At 62.4% G+C, this 17,374-nt stretch carries 23 protein-coding genes; 13 read left to right on the forward strand and 10 right to left on the reverse strand.

The window, feature by feature from the left end; genetic code table 11:
* Positions 1 to 17 precede the first annotated feature (17 nt).
* Positions 18 to 947 (reverse strand): CBS domain-containing protein, encoded by a 930-nt coding sequence (locus BLR35_RS15015; protein ID WP_090384142.1) that lies wholly within the window; start codon positions 945 to 947, stop codon positions 18 to 20.
* A gap of 162 nt (positions 948 to 1,109) precedes the next feature.
* Between BLR35_RS15015 and BLR35_RS15020 the strand changes: the two genes are divergently transcribed.
* Positions 1,110 to 2,024: a twin-arginine translocation signal domain-containing protein gene (locus BLR35_RS15020; protein ID WP_090383661.1), complete on the forward strand. Its 915-nt coding sequence runs from the start codon at positions 1,110 to 1,112 to the stop codon at positions 2,022 to 2,024.
* 5 nt (positions 2,025 to 2,029) lie between these two features.
* On the opposite strand, the gene BLR35_RS15025 is transcribed toward BLR35_RS15020, so the two are convergent.
* The gene (locus BLR35_RS15025) at positions 2,030 to 2,443 is read right to left on the reverse strand and encodes an RNA-binding domain-containing protein (RefSeq protein WP_090383663.1); all 414 of its coding nucleotides are present in this window, start codon (positions 2,441 to 2,443) and stop codon (positions 2,030 to 2,032) included.
* A complete protein-coding gene (locus tag BLR35_RS15030) occupies positions 2,440 to 3,021 on the reverse strand; it encodes an AAA family ATPase (protein ID WP_090383666.1) in 582 nt (193 codons plus the stop codon). Before BLR35_RS15030 ends, BLR35_RS15025 begins: the two co-directional genes overlap by 4 nt.
* 182 nt (positions 3,022 to 3,203) lie before the next feature.
* On the opposite strand from BLR35_RS15030, the gene BLR35_RS15035 reads away from it, so the two are divergent.
* On the forward strand, positions 3,204 to 3,794 hold the full coding sequence (locus BLR35_RS15035; RefSeq protein ID WP_090384145.1) for an NADPH-dependent FMN reductase: 591 nt from the start codon (positions 3,204 to 3,206) through the stop codon (positions 3,792 to 3,794).
* A 45-nt stretch (positions 3,795 to 3,839) separates the two neighbouring features.
* A complete protein-coding gene (locus BLR35_RS15040; RefSeq protein WP_139169308.1) occupies positions 3,840 to 4,310 on the forward strand; it encodes a GNAT family N-acetyltransferase in 471 nt (156 codons plus the stop codon).
* Between the two features lie 9 nt (positions 4,311 to 4,319).
* On the opposite strand, the gene BLR35_RS15045 is transcribed toward BLR35_RS15040, so the two are convergent.
* Both BLR35_RS15045 and BLR35_RS20780 read right to left on the reverse strand, forming a co-directional pair.
* Positions 4,320 to 4,580, reverse strand: a complete 261-nt coding sequence (locus tag BLR35_RS15045) for a GIY-YIG nuclease family protein (protein ID WP_090383669.1) — start codon at positions 4,578 to 4,580, stop codon at positions 4,320 to 4,322.
* Between the two features lie 84 nt (positions 4,581 to 4,664).
* Positions 4,665 to 4,814 (reverse strand): DUF7563 family protein, encoded by a 150-nt coding sequence (locus tag BLR35_RS20780; RefSeq protein ID WP_170831050.1) that lies wholly within the window; start codon positions 4,812 to 4,814, stop codon positions 4,665 to 4,667.
* Positions 4,815 to 5,176: 362 nt separating this feature from the next.
* On the opposite strand from BLR35_RS20780, the gene BLR35_RS15050 reads away from it, so the two are divergent.
* Positions 5,177 to 5,344 carry a DUF1931 family protein gene (locus BLR35_RS15050; protein ID WP_005578700.1) on the forward strand — a complete coding sequence of 56 codons (168 nt, stop codon included), beginning with the start codon at positions 5,177 to 5,179 and terminating at the stop codon, positions 5,342 to 5,344.
* Between the two features lie 146 nt (positions 5,345 to 5,490).
* A complete protein-coding gene (locus BLR35_RS15055) occupies positions 5,491 to 6,084 on the forward strand; it encodes a GNAT family N-acetyltransferase (protein ID WP_244510255.1) in 594 nt (197 codons plus the stop codon).
* A 27-nt stretch (positions 6,085 to 6,111) separates the two neighbouring features.
* On the opposite strand, the gene fni is transcribed toward BLR35_RS15055, so the two are convergent.
* A complete protein-coding gene (fni, locus tag BLR35_RS15060) occupies positions 6,112 to 7,173 on the reverse strand; it encodes a type 2 isopentenyl-diphosphate Delta-isomerase (RefSeq protein ID WP_090383671.1) in 1,062 nt (353 codons plus the stop codon).
* 514 nt (positions 7,174 to 7,687) lie between these two features.
* Between fni and BLR35_RS15065 the strand changes: the two genes are divergently transcribed.
* The 4 genes from BLR35_RS15065 to BLR35_RS15080 all read left to right on the forward strand — a co-directional run bounded on the left by BLR35_RS15065 (position 7,688) and on the right by BLR35_RS15080 (position 9,514).
* Complete coding sequence (locus tag BLR35_RS15065) at positions 7,688 to 8,113, forward strand: hypothetical protein (RefSeq protein ID WP_090383673.1); 426 nt, start codon at positions 7,688 to 7,690, stop codon at positions 8,111 to 8,113.
* A gap of 43 nt (positions 8,114 to 8,156) precedes the next feature.
* Complete coding sequence (locus BLR35_RS15070) at positions 8,157 to 8,555, forward strand: hypothetical protein (protein ID WP_090383675.1); 399 nt, start codon at positions 8,157 to 8,159, stop codon at positions 8,553 to 8,555.
* A gap of 198 nt (positions 8,556 to 8,753) precedes the next feature.
* Positions 8,754 to 9,023: an AbrB/MazE/SpoVT family DNA-binding domain-containing protein gene (locus tag BLR35_RS15075; protein WP_090383678.1), complete on the forward strand. Its 270-nt coding sequence runs from the start codon at positions 8,754 to 8,756 to the stop codon at positions 9,021 to 9,023.
* 11 nt (positions 9,024 to 9,034) lie between these two features.
* On the forward strand, positions 9,035 to 9,514 hold the full coding sequence (locus tag BLR35_RS15080) for a type II toxin-antitoxin system VapC family toxin (protein ID WP_090383680.1): 480 nt from the start codon (positions 9,035 to 9,037) through the stop codon (positions 9,512 to 9,514).
* 1,010 nt (positions 9,515 to 10,524) lie between these two features.
* On the opposite strand, the gene BLR35_RS15085 is transcribed toward BLR35_RS15080, so the two are convergent.
* Both BLR35_RS15085 and BLR35_RS15090 read right to left on the reverse strand, forming a co-directional pair.
* Complete coding sequence (locus tag BLR35_RS15085; protein WP_090383682.1) at positions 10,525 to 11,316, reverse strand: enoyl-CoA hydratase/isomerase family protein; 792 nt, start codon at positions 11,314 to 11,316, stop codon at positions 10,525 to 10,527.
* A 231-nt stretch (positions 11,317 to 11,547) separates the two neighbouring features.
* Positions 11,548 to 12,255: a class I SAM-dependent methyltransferase gene (locus BLR35_RS15090; protein WP_090383685.1), complete on the reverse strand. Its 708-nt coding sequence runs from the start codon at positions 12,253 to 12,255 to the stop codon at positions 11,548 to 11,550.
* An 82-nt stretch (positions 12,256 to 12,337) separates the two neighbouring features.
* On the opposite strand from BLR35_RS15090, the gene BLR35_RS15095 reads away from it, so the two are divergent.
* Positions 12,338 to 13,216, forward strand: coding sequence for a DUF5518 domain-containing protein (locus tag BLR35_RS15095; RefSeq protein ID WP_244510256.1), 879 nt, complete (start codon positions 12,338 to 12,340; stop codon positions 13,214 to 13,216).
* A 12-nt stretch (positions 13,217 to 13,228) separates the two neighbouring features.
* On the opposite strand, the gene rpiA is transcribed toward BLR35_RS15095, so the two are convergent.
* The gene (rpiA, locus tag BLR35_RS15100) at positions 13,229 to 13,936 is read right to left on the reverse strand and encodes a ribose-5-phosphate isomerase RpiA (protein WP_090383687.1); all 708 of its coding nucleotides are present in this window, start codon (positions 13,934 to 13,936) and stop codon (positions 13,229 to 13,231) included.
* A 127-nt stretch (positions 13,937 to 14,063) separates the two neighbouring features.
* Between rpiA and BLR35_RS15105 the strand changes: the two genes are divergently transcribed.
* Positions 14,064 to 14,558, forward strand: a complete 495-nt coding sequence (locus BLR35_RS15105) for a hypothetical protein (RefSeq protein ID WP_090383690.1) — start codon at positions 14,064 to 14,066, stop codon at positions 14,556 to 14,558.
* 4 nt (positions 14,559 to 14,562) lie between these two features.
* Here BLR35_RS15105 and BLR35_RS15110 read toward each other — a convergent pair whose 3' ends face one another.
* Positions 14,563 to 15,258, reverse strand: coding sequence for a S26 family signal peptidase (locus tag BLR35_RS15110; protein ID WP_090384155.1), 696 nt, complete (start codon positions 15,256 to 15,258; stop codon positions 14,563 to 14,565).
* A gap of 92 nt (positions 15,259 to 15,350) precedes the next feature.
* Between BLR35_RS15110 and BLR35_RS15115 the strand changes: the two genes are divergently transcribed.
* Positions 15,351 to 16,079: an ABC transporter ATP-binding protein gene (locus BLR35_RS15115; protein ID WP_090383692.1), complete on the forward strand. Its 729-nt coding sequence runs from the start codon at positions 15,351 to 15,353 to the stop codon at positions 16,077 to 16,079.
* A complete protein-coding gene (locus BLR35_RS15120) occupies positions 16,079 to 17,368 on the forward strand; it encodes an ABC transporter permease (RefSeq protein ID WP_090383695.1) in 1,290 nt (429 codons plus the stop codon). The genes BLR35_RS15115 and BLR35_RS15120 overlap by 1 nt, the downstream gene beginning before the upstream one ends.
* Positions 17,369 to 17,374 lie beyond the last annotated feature (6 nt).

The raw sequence follows: 17,374 nt of genomic DNA on the forward strand, positions 1-17,374 counted from the left end.
TCAGTCCATCCTCGTTCTCAGTCGACCGTCGCTGACTCTTCCTCGACCGACGGCTCGGGTGGCAGTTCGTCGATCAGGACGACTGCGTCACCCTCGAGGACGACGGTCTCGTCGTCGTCCGTGACAGTGGTCTCGATCCGGTACCGATCGCCGCCGAGGTTCTCGACGATTTCGCAGGTCGCGGTGACGTGCTCGCCGATCGACAGCGGCGCACGGAAGCTACTCTCCTGGGAGAGGTAGATCGTCAGCCCCGGGAGCCGTGCGAGCGCCGCGCTGATCAGGCCGTTTGCGAGCACGCCGTGGACGATCCGCTCGCCGAACCTGGTCTCGGCGGCGTAGCTCGCGTCGAGATGGAGTCGGTTCGTGTCGCCGCTGATCTCCGCAAAGGCCTCGACGTCCTCGCTCGAGAGAGTCTTCGAGAAGCGAGCGACGTCACCGACCGAGACGGTCGTCTCGTCCTCGCCGCGGTACTCGAACTCCCACTCGTCGCGTTCGTACTGGGTGTCGGTCCGGACCTGCCGGCGCTGGGATTCCGCCTTCGGTTCGACCTTCTTGGCCCGGTGAGCCAAATGTGGTACGTAGTAGGACAGTTCCGTCGTCGTAAGGATACCCACGAGTTCGCCGTCATCGACGACCGGTAGATGCTCGAGGTCGTCGGTACGAAGCGTATCGACTGCCTCGACGATGGTGGTCTCGGGCGCGATCGTCTCGAGCGGTTCGGACATCACGTCGGCCAGTTCGTGAGTACCGAGGTCGGTCCGTTCACAGAGTTGCGTCGCGAAGTCGCCCTCCGTGACGATCCCGACTGGGTCGTCGTCTCGAGCGACGACCACCGAACTGACGTGCTCGTCGCGCAGTAGCGTGGCAGCCTGCGAGACGTTCGCGTCCGGCGGGGCGGTGACGACGTCGGTGACCATGATCTCGGCGACTGGAATCGTGTCGTGCATGTCGACGCCGTACACCGCGCCACCGTATCACTTCCCGCCCTTGTTCTGTCGGTAACGTCGGCTGTGCGGTGTCGTCACCGATTCAGTCGTTGGTTTCGGCCTCGGCTCTCGAGGACCCGATCGAACACGGGCATATTTGTCACTCCGCCCACAAGTGCCGGCATGGACCGCCGCCAGTTCCTCGCGACTGGTGCGACGCTGGCCTCGGCAGCCGCCGGTGGCTGCGTGGGCTGTGCGACCGCGCCGACGCTCTCGCTCTCCATGGAAACGACGTCGAACACCGATATCGCCGATCGACTGACCAGATCCCTCGAGTCGGACGACGACGACGACCGGATCGCGCTCGAGGCCGCCGAGGGCGAGACCGTGACTGCACAGGGACTCTCGGAGCCGTTTCCGTCGGAGACACCGTACGTCCACGACGGAGCCGTCTACGTCGCCGAGACGACGGTCGTCGACCGTGCGTCGGGAACACTGTTCGGCTACGCGATCAATCCGGTCGACGAGGACGAGACCGTCGACCCCGAGAACGCGATCCACTACGACGACCTCCCCGAGGTCGACAGGGAGGCGTTCGGTGACCGCTGGGACTCGTCAGATCCGTTTCTCGGCTACGGCACGTCCGTCTACTATCTCGAGGACGACGTCGACGACTCGGTGCTGGTCCCCGATCAGGAGTACGAGGTCATCGTGTGGCCGGAGACGCGCGGTCGGCTCGAGATAGACGACGGGAACGATCGGCCACTGAAAACCTACGAGTACACTGCCGACGTCGTGGCGGACTCGCTCGAGGCGTACGGACGGACGGTTCGGGGCCTCGTCGAGTTCGAACTCGGCCCGTTCGACGACGACGCGGCGGCAGTCGTCGCAGAGGCGATCGAGGAGGGGACGTACGACGTCCCCGACGGCGAGGAGCTATCGGCAGCGGAATCGCGCGTCGTGGTCGAATTCGAGGGCGAAGAACAGGTTCGACGGCCGAACGAGTCTCCCCGCGAACCGTCGTCGCCGAACGGCAGGTACGTGGTCCGGTACGAGGAGGAGGCCTACTGGACGGAAATCTACGTTCAGAAGATCTGATTCCGCTACTCGTCGATCGGCCGGCCGTCTTCGGTCGGCGGCGCGATGTGGTCGACGTACTCCTCGACGGTCGGCTCCTCGACGCGGACGCGGACACCGATCTCGCCGAGTTCGTCGGGTTCCCCGACCGAGAAGTTCACGCGACCCTGGAAGGCCGCCTGTTTCTTCAGCGCGAACGTGAAGGTATCGCCCTCGCGATTCGCGAAGAACTCGCCGCGAGCAGTGTCGAGAATCTCCTGGCGGTGCAGCAGGTCCGAGAAGTGATCCAGTGAGTGGGTTTCGCCCCTGACCTCGCCGAACTCCTCCTCGAGTTCTGCGTTGGGGAAGACGTTGACGACGGCGTCGGTCACTCGGCTCGTGACCTCGGTGTCGTAGATCGGTGCCGTGATCTCTACGTCGACGCGGTAGACGTCTGTCATGGGTTTACCTCCGTATTCTCGAGTTCCGAATCGACTCCCTCGCGGATGATCGACCGGATTCGATCGCGAAACGCCTCGAGCGAGTCGGTGTTCTCGACGACGACGTCCGCTCGCTCCATCGCGTCGTCCATCCCGAACCCGCGTTCACGCTCGTCGCGGGCCTGCAGGGACTCGCCGCCGTCGTCCTCGGCGGCGTCCCGGCCACGAGTCTCGAGGCGTTCGGCTCGGAGTTCGAACGGTGCCTCGATGCTGACGAGGGTGAAGTCGTCGCCGAACCGCTCCTCGAAGACGTCGACCTCCGTATCGGAGCGGATGCCGTCGACCAGCACCGCGTCGCCGTCCTCGAGGCGGTCCTCGATCATCGGGAGCGACCGCTCGGCGATCGCCGCCGGCCCGTTCTCGTCGCGCAGCGCCTGGGCGACCTTCCCGTGGTCTTTCGTGGGATCGAGTCCGCGGTCGGCCGTCTCCTGGCGGACGACGTCGCCCATCGTCACCACCGGGATTCCGTCTTCGCGTGCGACGGTGGCCGCCTCGCCTTTGCCGCTGCCGGGCAGCCCCACCGTTCCGATGACGTGCATCGAGACGAGATAGCAGCGACACCTGCATAAGGACTGTGTCTCGACTCGAGTAGCGGTCGAACGAACTGGAAAATCGGGGGCTCGTGGACGGATCGCCGGTGACACGTCGAACTGCCGAAACCGATGGGTTCGTCGGCGAACACGACGACGACTCTTTCCGAATCGAACCGTTACGTTCGGGCATGACGCAGACGCCGACCGTGGTCGCCGTTTCCGGTAGCCTCCGTACCGAGAGCTACACTCGAACCGCCCTCCAGTACGTCCTCGAGGAAGCGACCGATGCAGGTGCAGAGACGACGTTACTCGACCTGCAGGAGTACGATCTCCCCGTCTACGATCCCGACGTCGACGGCCAGGGGGACGGCCGAGAGGTCAAACGAATCGTCCGCGAGGCAGACGCCGTCGCGCTCGGCACCCCCGTCTATCACGGCTCCTACTCGGGCGCACTGAAGAACTTCCACGACTATTGTGGCTGGGACGAGTACGAGGACACCACCGTCGGCCTGCTCGCAACCGCCGGCGGCGGGAGCTACGGGTCGACGCTCGATCACCTCCGCATTACCGTACGGGGCGTCCACGGCTGGGTTCTTCCCCATCAGGTTGGGATCCGCAACGCCTCGAGTCGGTTCGTCGACGATCCGGACGCGATCGACGGCCGAGCGTTCGAGGAGGCAAAACTGCAGGAACGCGTCGAGAAACTCGGCCGGATGCTCACGGAGTACGCGTTCATCGATCCCGACGTCAGTTCGGCTCGAGCGGAAGCCGACGACTGATACGGGGGACGACGGCTACTTGTCAACAGGTCTGGTTTTTCGGGTATGAAAATCCGTCCGCTCGAGCCCGGCGACGTGGAGACGCTGGTCGACGACCTCTGGTTTCCGCTCGCTCGCGAGATGGGCGACCTCGACGAGTTCAATCGGGTTGCAGACGACGTTCGCGAGGACGCCATCGGCTACCACGAGCGGGCGCTCACCGACGAGGAACGCATCCTTCTCGTAGCCGTCGAGGATGGGGAGTTCGTCGGGTTCGTCTACGCGAAACGGGAGCGAGCGATGCCGACGTTCCAGCGCACGTACGACCTCCACGTCATCGAAGTCTACGTGCGCGAGGCGTCGCGCCAGCAGGGGATCGCTTCCGAACTGCTAGCTGCGGTCGAATCCTGGGAGAACGCACGGGAGTGTGAGTGGGCATCGCTCGTGGTCCACGTCGACAACCACGCAGCACAGTCGCTGTACGAGGATCACGGGTTCGACGTGAAGCGAAAATTCTTCGCGAAACGGCTTGAATAGTCGTTCTGGTTAGTCACTCGCCTCGAGACCGACCAACCGCTCTTTCTCCCGGCGACTCAACTGCTTGATTTCGTACTCGCGGGACATCGCCGCCGACTGGGTCTCGTAACGTTCGTGGTAGACGAGTTCGACCGGTGTTCGGCCGCGAGTGTACTTCGCGCCGTCGCCGGCGTCGTGTTCCGCGACGCGTCGCTCGAGGTCGGTCGTATAGCCGGTGTAGAGGGAGCCGTCGGCACACTCGAGGACGTAGACGACGTGATCGTCGGCCATCGCCGGTCGGTACAGGGGCCGCGAGCAAAAGAGTCTCGTTAGGACGAGAGGCCCGTGGTCGTCCGGGTCGGTGCAGTCGGCGGGTCAGGTGCCGCGAGCGCGTTCTTTCGCGGCTTCGGCAATCCCCGCGTTGGCCGAGCAGCTGATACACGCGTGGATTTCGCCGTGGTCGTCGGCGAAGACGCGCGCAAAGCGCTCGGAAACGTGCGCGTCGCAGTGGTCACACTTTGGCATTGGGCACACCGGCCGAGGCCGGTACTGGAGTTATTCAGTGTGTGCTTAAGAATGCTTTCCCAAACAAAGAAAGAGTTTTGGAGAGTGGATGAAATCTTTGTAGTACGGTAATTAAATGTGGCCGGTTCGCCCGAGCGCGAGAACAGTAGAGGACAGCCGTGAAACCGCGCCAGCGGCCACTGCTGGCGCGCGCGAGCCGAAATAGCGGGAAAACGCCCGGGAGATATCCCCTCCCTGACTCATCCGACATATACTTTCCGGTAGATTCGAGAGTCGAAACCGACGGATCAACCGCTCCAACCCCCATATCTCGACTCATAACCAGAACATTTATATAATGGTGGGCGGAATCGATATATCGTATGGCAGATCTTATCGTCAAAGCCGCCGTTAAGGAAGCGCTCGATGACAAGAACGTCGCTTCGGACTTCTACGAAGCACTCGACGAAGAGGTTGACGAGCTGCTCGAGGACGCCGCCCGACGAGCCGAGGCCAACGACCGGAAGACGGTCCAGCCTCGCGACCTGTAAAACACGAACAGTCGTTTTCCGATTTTTTGTGACGCAACCGACGAGCGACAGCTGTCTCCGTCCTCGAGTCGTCCGTAGATACCCCTTCCCAGCGGCTGGGAACGGTCAATCGGAGTTTCCGTCAAGACCACCAACTGTCGAGCGTGATGAGCGTCCAGCGACCCCCGTCGGAGGCCGCGTGGGACTCGAGCCAGTGTGAGCCGACCGAGTACTGTCCACCTCGCTGTCCGCGGTTCGTCGACGAGGACGGACGCTCGATGCTGATCCGGCAACCGGAACCAGCCGACCACGACCGGCTCCGGCAGTTGTACGACGAGTTCGACGACGCCCACCGCGCCCAGGGCCTCCCACCGACGACCGACGAGCGACTCGAGGAGTGGCTATCGAGAACACTCGAGGAGGGAAGGAACTTCGTCGCCGACTACGACGGCCGGATCGTCGGCCACAGTTTCTACACGCCGGCGGACCATCCGGAGCCGGAACTCGCGGTGTTCGTCCACCACGACCATCACGGTCGCGGGATCGGAACCGAACTCTGCAAGCACGTCGTCGCGACCGGCGCGGCGACGGATCGAGACGCGATCGTCCTCGAGGTCGAACGTCGCAACCGCGTCGCCGTCCACATCTACCAGGAACTCGGGTTCGAAACAGTCAGAGACGGCCGCGAACTGCTCATGCGACGCTCGTTCGAGGAGGACGAAGAGAATCCGTTTCGGCGGTCGAACACGGCCGAAGCGTAGCGCAGTTCGACTCGAGCGGGCGGTTCGTCACTCCGAACGCGACTCGAGGTACTCCTTTGTCCGACCGAGCACGACGTAGTCGGTGTCACGCAGTTCGTCGACCGACCCGGAACCGGTGACGAACATCGCGGTTCGAAGCTCGAGTTCGAGCGTCTCGATCAGGTCGACGACCGCGCCAGTTCCCTGTCCTGCGGGGCCGAGGAACGGCTTCGCGAGGCCGCCTGCCTGTGCGCCGAGAGCGATCGCCTTCGCGATGTCGAGTCCGGAGCGGACGCCGCCGCTTGCGATAACGGTGTCGTGGACCTGTGCAGCCTCGTAGGTGCTGACTGCCGTCGGAACGCCCCAGGCACGGAACAGCTGTCCGATCGCTTCCTGGCGGTCGGCTCCGACCGCGGCGGCACGGTAGGACTCGATTCCAGACCAGGTCGTTCCACCCTGACCAGCGACGTCGATAGCGTCGACGCCAGCCTCTGCGAGTCGCTCGGCCGTCTCCCGTGCGATGCCGTTGCCCGTCTCCTTGACGACCACCGGAACCGAGAGCCCGTCCGCAACGCGTTCGATCTCCTCGAGACAGCCACGAGCGTCGACGTCACCCTCGGGCTGAACCGCCTCCTGTAAGAAGTTGAGGTGGACCGCGATCGCGTCGGCCTCGATCATGTCGACGGCCTCTTCGACGTCCTCGACGTCGTATTCGAGCAACTGGGCCGCGCCGACGTTCCCGTAGAGGAACGCGTCGGGTGCGACGTCGCGAACGACGGTGTAGGACTCGAGCAGGTCTTCGTCGTCTAACTCGAGGCCGGCACGCTGGCTGCCGACGCCCATGGCGATGTTCGTCTCCTGGGCTGCCTCGGCCAGCGCCCGGTTGATCTTGGTCGTGTTCGGGTGGCCGCCCGTCATGCTCTCGATGACGATGGGGGCCGCGAGTTCGTGCCCGAACAGCGTCGTCGTCGTGTCGATTTCGTCGCGATGGACCTCCGGGAGCGCCTCGTGGACGAGGTCGATGTCGGCGAATCCGGCGCCTGCGGTCTCGACGTCTTCTTCCTCGATGATGCGGATGTGGTCGTCTTTCCTGTCGGATGTCTCGGGCATCGAATCGTCTCCAGTGGAGAATAGTCCGAGGGTATTGAAAAGGTGTCCATCGACGCTAATCGCATCACAGTGTTCATTTTCTGTCAACTTTCGGCAGATAGCGATCACTGACGATACCGCAATCAAGAACACCACGAAAGCCCCTGGCACTGTCCGGTCGATGCACTCGCTGCGCGCTTCGCTCACTGCGTTCGCTGTAGTGCTTGTTCCGGAAGACTCGCTTTGCTCGTCTTCCGACGTTCGCCTCACTCCGTTCGGCTTACCGTCGTGCGTCTTCCCGGACAGTGCCAGCCCCTTTCATTCCCGCCCAGCGGTGGCTTGACCGGCCAGCCGACACGGGTGGGAATGAAAGAGGCTGCGGTTCTCGTCGAACGAGGCGACGCAAGGACCTCAAGGGCTTTCGTGGTGTTGTCGACGATTCTGGTTTCGAGAGACGAATCGTATCGATCGACACGCGACGCACAGTCCGAGAAGTAGAGTCGAGTTTTTTGACCGGCGATAATGTACGACGGCTATGCTCCGATCGCTGTTGATCGCGTTCGGTCTGTTCGAGATCGCGAAGCCACGGCCCGTCGTCGAGGCTTGCGAACGGATCGGCCTCGAGAATCCCGAGAACGTCGACCGGCGTTCGTGGGCGCTGTGGGGTGCGCGACTCGAGGGACTGGTCTTCGTCTGGCTACTGGCTCGCCGGGAGTCGGGCGCTCGTCCCGTCAGTGCCCTGCTCGCGCTCTCCGGTGCTGTTCTGGTCGCCGTTCCACAGCCGATTATCGAACTCAGTCAACGACTGGTCTACGAGAACACCGCCGACCTCGAGTTGAAATCGTGGGTGAAGCCTGCAGCCAGACTGCTGGGTGTACTGTATCTGCTCGTCGGCGTACTCTCGAGTCGAGGCAGAGACGAGAGCGAGAGCGAAGCCGTGGAGACGGCCGAGACAGCGTGAGGCGCCCAGGGAGATTTTTCTTCGCGGCCGTCGAACGCGACCTATGCTCCGGCCACTGGCGATCGGATTCGGCCTGCTCGAGACCCTCGCACCCGAGCGGATCGTCGACCCCGCGGAACGCCTCGCGTTCGAGAACCCCGACGACGGACGGCTACGCTCCTGGACGCTCCCGATGGCTCGACTCGAGGGGCTGCTCTTCCTGTGGCTGCTCCTGCGAAAGGACAGCGGGCCCTCGGTTCTTCGGCTTCCGCTCGGCGCGCTCGGGTTCGTGATGGCTCTCCTCCCGCGAACCGCCCTCGAGTTCGGGCTCGAAGTGGCCTACGAGAACGCTGAGGAACTCGAGACGAAATCGTGGGTGCTGCCGGTGACGCGGCTGATCGGTGCGCTGTACCTGGTTCTGGGGCTGTTGGCCATGCGTGCCGACGGGTCCGAAGAGAGATAGGGGATGACTGCGCTGAAACTATCAGAGATTGATACAATTGGTCTGCTGAATATAGAGCACTAGTGCAGCACGGTGACTTCGTTTGTTTCACGCCGAAAGCAGTGAACTATCTCCTCACTACACCTCGAACAGATCGCTACTTCGAGTAGCGCAAGAGTTTAGTATGTCAGTGATGTAGTGGGTATAAGGTGATCAAAAATGGGAACCCACTCATTCAAAGCGAACAACGGGGAAGAACTCACGCTCACAGTGGACGATAGAGGACGGGTAACACTCCCTAAAGAGGTTCGAGACCGATTAGGAATCGAATCGAACGATGAGATTCCTGCAACCCTCGTCGGATCAGTTCTTGAAGTCAACCCCAAACCGAGCTCGAAATTAGAGACAGCAACAGCCAATCGGGAGGAATGGGAGAACACGACACCAACTGATGCCGGAGAATCGCTCTTCGGACCAATGGACCGGTGAGCGACTATCCAATGACTGATTCTCTCCCGACTGAAGTGACAGTTCTCACTGACGTGAACGTGCTAGCAATCGCGCTCACCGATGACCATCCTGCGCACGACGATGTGTATCCGTGGATCCAGAACGCGATTGATGGACCAAACGTCTTGCTCGTGTTCGATTACTATCCGTTACGAGCGCAGTATCTGATGACGAGTAATTTTGGCGTAGACGAAGTTGCTGCTCGAAACGCTATTCAATCACTTATCCGTAGCCCTGCACGAGTCGTCAGCGCCACTGAGACAACACTGCTTGAGGCGTACGAGATCAGTGCCGAAAAAAATCACGATGTGTACGATTCATTCATCGTTGCGCTTGCACGAGCATATGACGCTGATTACTTGATTACGACCGACCGTGATTTTGACGATCTTTGTGAAGATGAGACTGTAAAATATGTCAACCCCATTCCTGGTGAAAAGTGTGAAAAATTGACACAGATCGAGGGATAGTGTAGTCTTCTATGTATGTTTGATCTGTACTGAGCATTCGACCTCCCGTGTTGGTCGCACTCTGACTCGTGCGACATTCGCGCCCTGTATCTTGCACGGACGAGACAGATCTTATCAGAAGTTGATAGAAACAGCGTGCAACATCCAGAGGATTAGTGCAGCACGCCGACTTCATTTGTTCCACGTCAAAATCAGTGGACCATTCGCTCACTACACATGCGCACTGATCACCGTGATCTTCCCTCGACAGGGTGAAAGAAAACGATACTTTACCCACTACACGTGTTTACCAACCAGAGTAGGACAGTAGATCAGGTGAATTGAATTTGTTCATACGTCCGAACTCAATAGCAATGATCATGAATCCACCAACGGCTGTTACGTACACTCCACTGCCAGCGATGAAATAACCCGTAATGCCCCATTCTATGAGAAACCATATCGGTAATATTAGCGCAGTGCCACCCACAATCCCCCGGAAGACACCCGTATTGGTCCTTGGAACACCAAGGAGTAATCCAAGACTGGTAAGACCAACTAGGGAGAGCAGTAGAACCCCCCAAATCTCGAAGCCCGGGTCAAGACCTACTGGGCGTGGTCTAATTTCATGGCGCGTTGCTAATGGATTTGATGTGACCCATGGGAGGTATGCACCTAGCGAAAGTAACCCCAGTCCGAGCCATGTCCCCGCTTGGCGTGAGGAGGTCATAGGGAAAACTAAGTGACAATCCCTTATAGTCTTTCTATCACTTCGGTCTGTGAGTGCCCTGTATTGAGCGACCACCACCTTCCCAAATCGAGCCGAATCCCGTTCGACATTCGCGCCTTGTATCTTGCAGAAGTGTAGCAAACTGTCGATTATCTGCCGGTAGAGTCGTGCGAGATACAGCGGATGATTTGTAGCAACGTACGACGGTTGGCGGACGCCATGACCGACCTCGAAGGCTGTGTACACCACAGTACGTCAGGCATGCATTTTGTGTGACGAGGCTGGCACAGTATACTCGAGACTACCGACCCTCGAACTCGGGATCGCGACCCTCCATGAACGCGGTGGCGCCTTCCTCGTGGTCGTGGGTGGCGAAGACGGCCGCCTGTGCCGCCGCTTCGTTATCCTGTGCGTCCCGCAGGGAGGTGTCGTACCCCTGTTCGATGAGTTTCTTCGAGGTCCGGAGCGCCACCGTCGGCCCCGTCGCGATCGGCTCGATGAACTCGCCGGCACGGGCCTCGAAGTCCACCTCGAAGACGTGGTTGAACAGCCCCAGTTCCTCGGCTGCTTCGGCGTCCAGCAGTTCGCCGGTGAAGACGAGCTCTTTGGCCTTGCTGACGCCGACCTGCCGGGGGAGGAGATACGAGGTGCCGGTATCGATCGCGAGGCCGACCTGCCGGAAGCCGAAACTGAGGCGGGCCTCCGCGGAGGCGAGCGTGATGTCGGCAGCGATAGCGAGGTTCGCGCCCGCTCCGTAGGCGATGCCGTCGACCTTCGCGATCGTCGGCAGGTGGAACTCGGCGATAGCACGGACCGCACGGCTCGTCTCGTGCTGGATGCGTTCGACGGCCTCGTGTAGCTCGGCGGCACCGCTCATCAGTTCGGCCATCGCGGTGACGTCCCCGCCCGAACAGAAGGTCCCCTCCTTGCCTGTGATCACGAGACAACGGACCTCCTCGGAGTCTTCGGCCTCCTCGACGGCATCGACGATGGCCGCCGACATCTCCGTCGTAAGCGCGTTGCGGTTGTCCGGCCGATTCAGCGTGATCGTCGCGACTCCCTCCTCGATGTCGAGTTGTACTGCGTCGCTCATATTACACATCCACGTGCGAGGGCAGCGACTTAAATCATTCCCCAATAACCAACCATTGTTTATGTATTCTGTATATTTGCTAACAATGGAAGGTTCGAAGCCAGAATAACTGTATCTGCTCAGACGATCGACCGGAGGACGTGGATCGATATCACGGGGATGGAGCCGCAGAGCCCGAAGCGAAGGGACCGAAATCCGTATCGGGGTATTCGGGTAGCAACGCACCGTCGGCTATCCTTCGGGCGACGAGAGCCGCGCACGGACGGTGTCGACGACCGACTCCTGGGACGGCCGGGCGTCGACGAGCGTAACGATACCGAGCGCGCGTGTCTCGGCTTCGCGGATCGACAGTCCGGACTGCAAGACGAGTTCCAGCGGCTCCTGATTCCACCGACAGCCGGCCGTCGCGTAATGGGCGTCGGCGTACCAGTCCTGAAAACGGGCAAGCGGACCGACGTCGCTCCGGCCGTGCTCGAACAGCAAAATTTGGCCACCGGGTTTACACACCCTGTCCATCTCCTCGAGCGCAGCCACCGGCTCCGGAAACGTACAGGTCGACAGCGACGAGATCACGGTGTCGAAGCTGTCGTCGTCGAACGCGAGGTTCTGGGCGTCCATCCGTCGAACCGTCCCGTCGACCGCGAGGCCCTCGAGTCGATCCTGTGCCCGCGCCAGCATCTCCGGGCTGATATCGATCCCGACGACCTCGACGTCCGAGGGAAGATACGGGAAGTTGACCCCCGTTCCGCAGGCGACGTCGAGGACCTGCCCCGATGCGTCACCGAACAGTTCCCGCCGGTAGCGGCCGGTGAGCCGCCGGTCGAGCCAGTCGAGCCGCTCCATCCAGGGCGCACACTCCGCGTACGCCTCGCGGATCTCCTCGAGCGACATGGGGCGAGGGCCGGCCGGATCTCCGGCAGTAGTTGCGTGTGAACACATACCAAATAATTCGGTCTCGAGGATTATAGAGCCCCAGGGGCACTGTCGATAGTTTTACTGGAACCAGCGACATACTGGTTGAATGACTGCCATGTCCCCGCTTCGAACCCTCCGCGAAGGCCTCGGCGACGACTCGTTGCGCGTTGCGATCTACCTCGGGCTCGCGACGGTTCCGTTTACCGTCGCGCTCTCGTGGGACCCGGTCTCGGACGGCGTCGTCAACATCGGCGGCTCGATTTCGGGTGAAGCCTTGCTCCTCGCCGGACTGATCGTTGGCTACTACTATCACGACCGGCCGACCGAAGCGAAACGCGCCGGGATCTGGGCCGGACTCGCAGGTTCGATCGGAACGGTGATCGTCTTCGGGGCCAACTCGAGTGCGGCGGTCGCGTCCGCATCCTGGCCGTGGTCGGCGGCAGCCGTCGTCCTGACGCTCGCTGCCGTCGGATTCGGCGTCGGGTTCACCGTCCTCCTCACGACGGTCGTCGCGATGGGACTCGATTGGGTGCTGACGCGACTCGATCGGAACCGACGAACGGCGGAGTCGAAACCGGGAGACAACACGTCGAAGTGGTGGATCGCACTCGCCGTCTACGCGGTGGTAGCACCGGTCGCGCTCGGCTACCTGTTCGGCATTGCTCCCGAAAGTGACGCCAGCGTACTCCTCAGTGTTCTACTGGTGTTTTCCGTCGTGATACTCTCGTTGCCGACGCTGGTCGCACTGTTCGTCGACGCGACCGCACCCCGGTCGGACTGGCTCCCGAACGTGTGGCTGTACGTCGGCGGACCGATCGTCGCTGGCGTACTCGTCTACCTGTTCGCCACCGTCCGTGGCTGGGGGTTTCCACCTGGATACGGCCAGTACGCGTTCCTCACCGCACTCTGGGTGGCGACTGCCGTCTACCTCGTGAACAGGCGTCGCCACCGCACGGACGGTCCCCGATACGGTAACGCAGCGTAGCCGAACTCGAGATCAGTACTCCCGGACCTCGCACCCGTCGTCCGTTCCCACGTACGTCGCGTCCGCCAGATCGACGAACAGACCGTGTTCGACGACGCCCGGAACGCTCGAGAGTCTCCCCGCCAGTTCCGCTGGATCGTCGATCGCTCCGAACTCGCAGTCCAGCACGAGATTCCCGTTGTCCGTCACGACGGGGCCATCCTTGTGCTCGGCGTCCCTGAGCGTCGGTTCGCCGCCCAGGTCACGAACTCGATCTTCGACGACCGTGTGGGCATCCGGGAGCACCTCGAGCGGCACCGACCGCTCGAGTCGGTCCGCGAGCTTCGAGGGATCTGCGACGACGACGAACCGCTCGGCCGCCGAATCGACGAGTTTCTCGCGGGTGTGTGCCGCCCCGCCGCCCTTGATGAGCGCGCCGTAGGCGCTCGAGTCGGGGTCGTCGACGACCTGGTCCGCGCCGTCGATCGCGAGGTCGACCGTCTCGACGGCGTCCAGCGTCGTCAGCGGGATGCCCACCTCGAGTGCGAGCTGTCGGGACTGGAAGGAGGTGGGGATGCCCTGCACCTTGAGGCCGTCCGCGACTGCCTCGCCGATCGCCTCGATCGCGTAGGCGGTCGTCGAACCGGTTCCGAGGCCGACGACGAAGCCGTCCTCGACTTCTTCGGTGGCGCGTTCGCCCGCCCGTCGTTTCGCTTTCGCACTGGCACCCTCGGTCTTCATGATTCGTGAGGCGTGGGGCGAACGGAAAAGCGTTGCCGGTTATCATCGGCAGGAAGCCGAAGGCGTCGCGTCGAACGAGTAACTCTGAGACTTCAACCATATAACAAGTGGGTGCGAACGAATCGGTATGTCGCCCCCCACTCGCCGGACTGTTCTCGCCTCGTGTGCTACTAGTTCGCTCGTAACGGGTGGGTGTGTCGGGTCGGGAAGCGAACGTCAGGGCACGATTACGCTGTGTGACGTCAGCATCCACAACCGCCACGAAGAACCGATCGAGGTCGAAATTCGCGTTCGCGAGGACGAGACGATCGTGGCCGAAACGGCCGGCGAGATCGAACCCGCCGACGAAGAGGTCAGGGACGGAACCGAAACCGCGGTGTTCGATGGGGTGACTATCCCGAACGGAGAATTACCGGACGAACCGGGAGAGTATCACGTCCGGATGCGAATCGCCGGGAAGGAGTGGCGGGAGATGCGCACCAGAGACATCGGTCCGAGGATCGAGACGGACCACGTTACGATCGATGGGAGAATAGAACGACAACAGCGAGGAGAAACCGAACGAGAGCCCCATCTGGTACTCGGGACGGTTTTGCACTCGGACGGGTGTCCAGACGAGTGAGCGGTCACCGGCGGATCGACCAACCGACGCCGACAGCCGTCAGCGCGCCGACGCCCGCGAGAAGCGACTCGAACAGGAGTCGGACGTGGCCGAGCCACGGGATCCGGAACGAGGCCTTGCCGAGGATCCAGTCGGGTGCGACGACGTTCGTATCGCCATACTGGTACTCGACTGCTTGATCGTAGGCACCGTTGGCGTCGCCTTTCGTCACGAACCCGTCGTGGGATGCGGGACAGGCAGCCAGATCCTCGCAGTCGTTTCCGTTCAGGTACTCGTCGTTTGCTGAGGTCTCGACCCAGTTCTCGCCTTCTTCGACCCAGAAGTGAGCACGGTGAATGATCGGCGTCTCGGCTGGATCACCGTTGGGCGCGAAGATGACGACGTCACCCGGCTCACCGAACGTCTCGTGGCCGCCTTCCTGCTCGTCCTCGAGTGTGACGACGCCGGTATCGCCGATCGCACCGTCGCCGGCGAATCGCTCCTCGTCGACGACGAAGACGAGGTCGCCAATCTCGGCGTTCGGTTCCATACTGCCGCTTTCGATCGCGACGAACGGCGGCCAGACGCCACTGACCGCGAACAGCAGGGCGGCGACGACCGCGACGACCGCGACGGCGGTGACGACGTCTCGAGCGAGTGTGAGCACGAAATCGTCGTCCGACGAATCGGCTGGAGGGTCATCGGCACGGGGATCGGACATCGACGCTCGGTACGACGCCCCCATCAGTCAAGTTTCCGACTCGAGCCCCCGTTTGGCTGTACCTTTTTTGCCGGCTCCGTGGTCGGACACCCATGGATACGGGGACGGCAGTTAGCCTCGAGGACGTCCGCAAGACCTACCAGCTCGGCGAGCCGGTACACGCACTCGACGGCGTCTCCCTGACAGTACCGCGTGGCTCGTACACGGCGATCATGGGACCAAGCGGCTCCGGGAAGTCAACGCTGATGAACCTCGTGGGCTGTCTGGACACGCCGACTGCGGGCACCGTGATCGTCAACGATACCGACGTGACGACCCTCTCGGACCGCGAACGAACCAGCCTCCGGGGGACCGAGGTCGGGTTCGTCTTCCAGACGTTCAACCTGATGCCGCGGCTGACCGCACTCGAGAATGTCGCGCTTCCGCAACTGTTCCAGGGGGCCAGCAAGAACGAGCGTCGCGAACGCGCTCGCGACCTCCTCGCTCGAGTTGGACTCGCGGACCGCGAGGACCACCTCCCGAACGAACTATCGGGTGGTCAGCGCCAGCGGGTCGCGCTGGCTCGAGCGCTGGTGAACGATCCGGCGCTCGTGCTGGCGGACGAACCCTCGGGGAACCTGGATACGGAGACCGAAGCCGACGTGCTCGACCTCTTCGCGGAGTTTCACGACGCCGGGACGACGATGGTCGTCGTCAGCCACGAGCGCCACGTCGCCGAACGCGCCGAGCGGATCGTCCATCTGCTCGACGGGAAGATCGAACGGATCGAAGAACTCGACGAATCAGGTGACGCCGACGCGGAGCCGAGGGACCGCTCCTGATGGATCCACTCGAGCACCTGCGACTCGCGTGGCGTTCGATTCAGGGTCACAGACTCCGATCGGCGCTGACGACGCTGGGTGTTATCATCGGTATTGCCGCCGTCATCGCCTTCGTGACCCTGGGTGCGAGCCTGCAGGCCGGCATCGTCGGCGACATCAGCCCCGACGACCAGCGCAATCTCTACGGCTGGGCCGCCGACCCCGACACCGAGGGTGGCCCGCTCGCGGGCGCTCAACCCGTCGTCAGCGAGTCGGACCTGGAGAACGTCGAGGAACTCGAGGACGTCGACGCCGCGTACGGGTACGCGACGATACAGAGCCAGGCGGTCTCCGACGGCGAAGAAGAGGTCGCCCAGGGCGACGGGGTGATCGCGTCGGGACCGTCCTACGTCCGCGAGGACAGTCTCGAGGAGGGCAGACAGTTCGAGATGGGCGAACGCGAAGCGGTCGTCAACCCGGCCGCGGCGGGCCAGTTCGAGGAGAACGTCAGCGTCGGCGACGAACTCGAGCTTACGTTCCTCGCCGGCCAGAGAGCAACGGTCGAGGTGGTCGGGATCACCGACACCTCCGAAGGATTGAGCCCGTTCGAGGGGTTCGAGTCCTCGCCGCGGATCTACGTGCCGACGGATCCCTACTACGTCGAGCAGACTGGCGGACTGGACCTCGGGACTGGAGACGACGAGGGCGTCGATCTCGACGACGAAAACGGTGAGACTCGCTTCCTCGCCGTCGTCGTCGAAGCAGAGTCGCCAGCCCAGGAAGACGTCGACGCCGCCCGCGACGCCGCGGTCGATTACCTCGAGAGCGCCGACGCCGACGCGAGCGAGTTCCTCGACGAGGATCTCGCGGTCACCTTCCAGACCAGCACGGAGTTGCTCCAGCAGTTACAGGACGTACTCGACCTGCTGCAGAACTTCATCGTCGGCATCGCGGCCATCTCGCTCGTGGTCGGTTCGATCGGCATCGCGAATATCATGCTGGTCTCGGTCACCGAGCGAACCCGCGAAATTGGCATCATGAAAGCCGTCGGCGCGCAAAACCGGGACGTCCTCGGACTCTTCCTGACCGAAGCGATCGTCCTCGGGGTGGTCGGCGCGATCCTGGGGACGGCGCTCGGACTTGCCGTCGGCTACCTCGGCGCGTGGTACGTCGACCTCCCGCTCGTCTATCCGCTCGAGTACGTCGCACTCGCGATTGCGGTCGGGATCCTCGTGGGCGTGTTCTCGGGGCTGTACCCGGCCTGGCGAGCGGCGCGGACGGATCCGATCGATGCGCTCAGACACGAGTAACACAAG

Source organism: Natronobacterium texcoconense (assembly GCF_900104065.1).
GTDB lineage: Archaea > Halobacteriota > Halobacteria > Halobacteriales > Natrialbaceae > Natronobacterium > Natronobacterium texcoconense.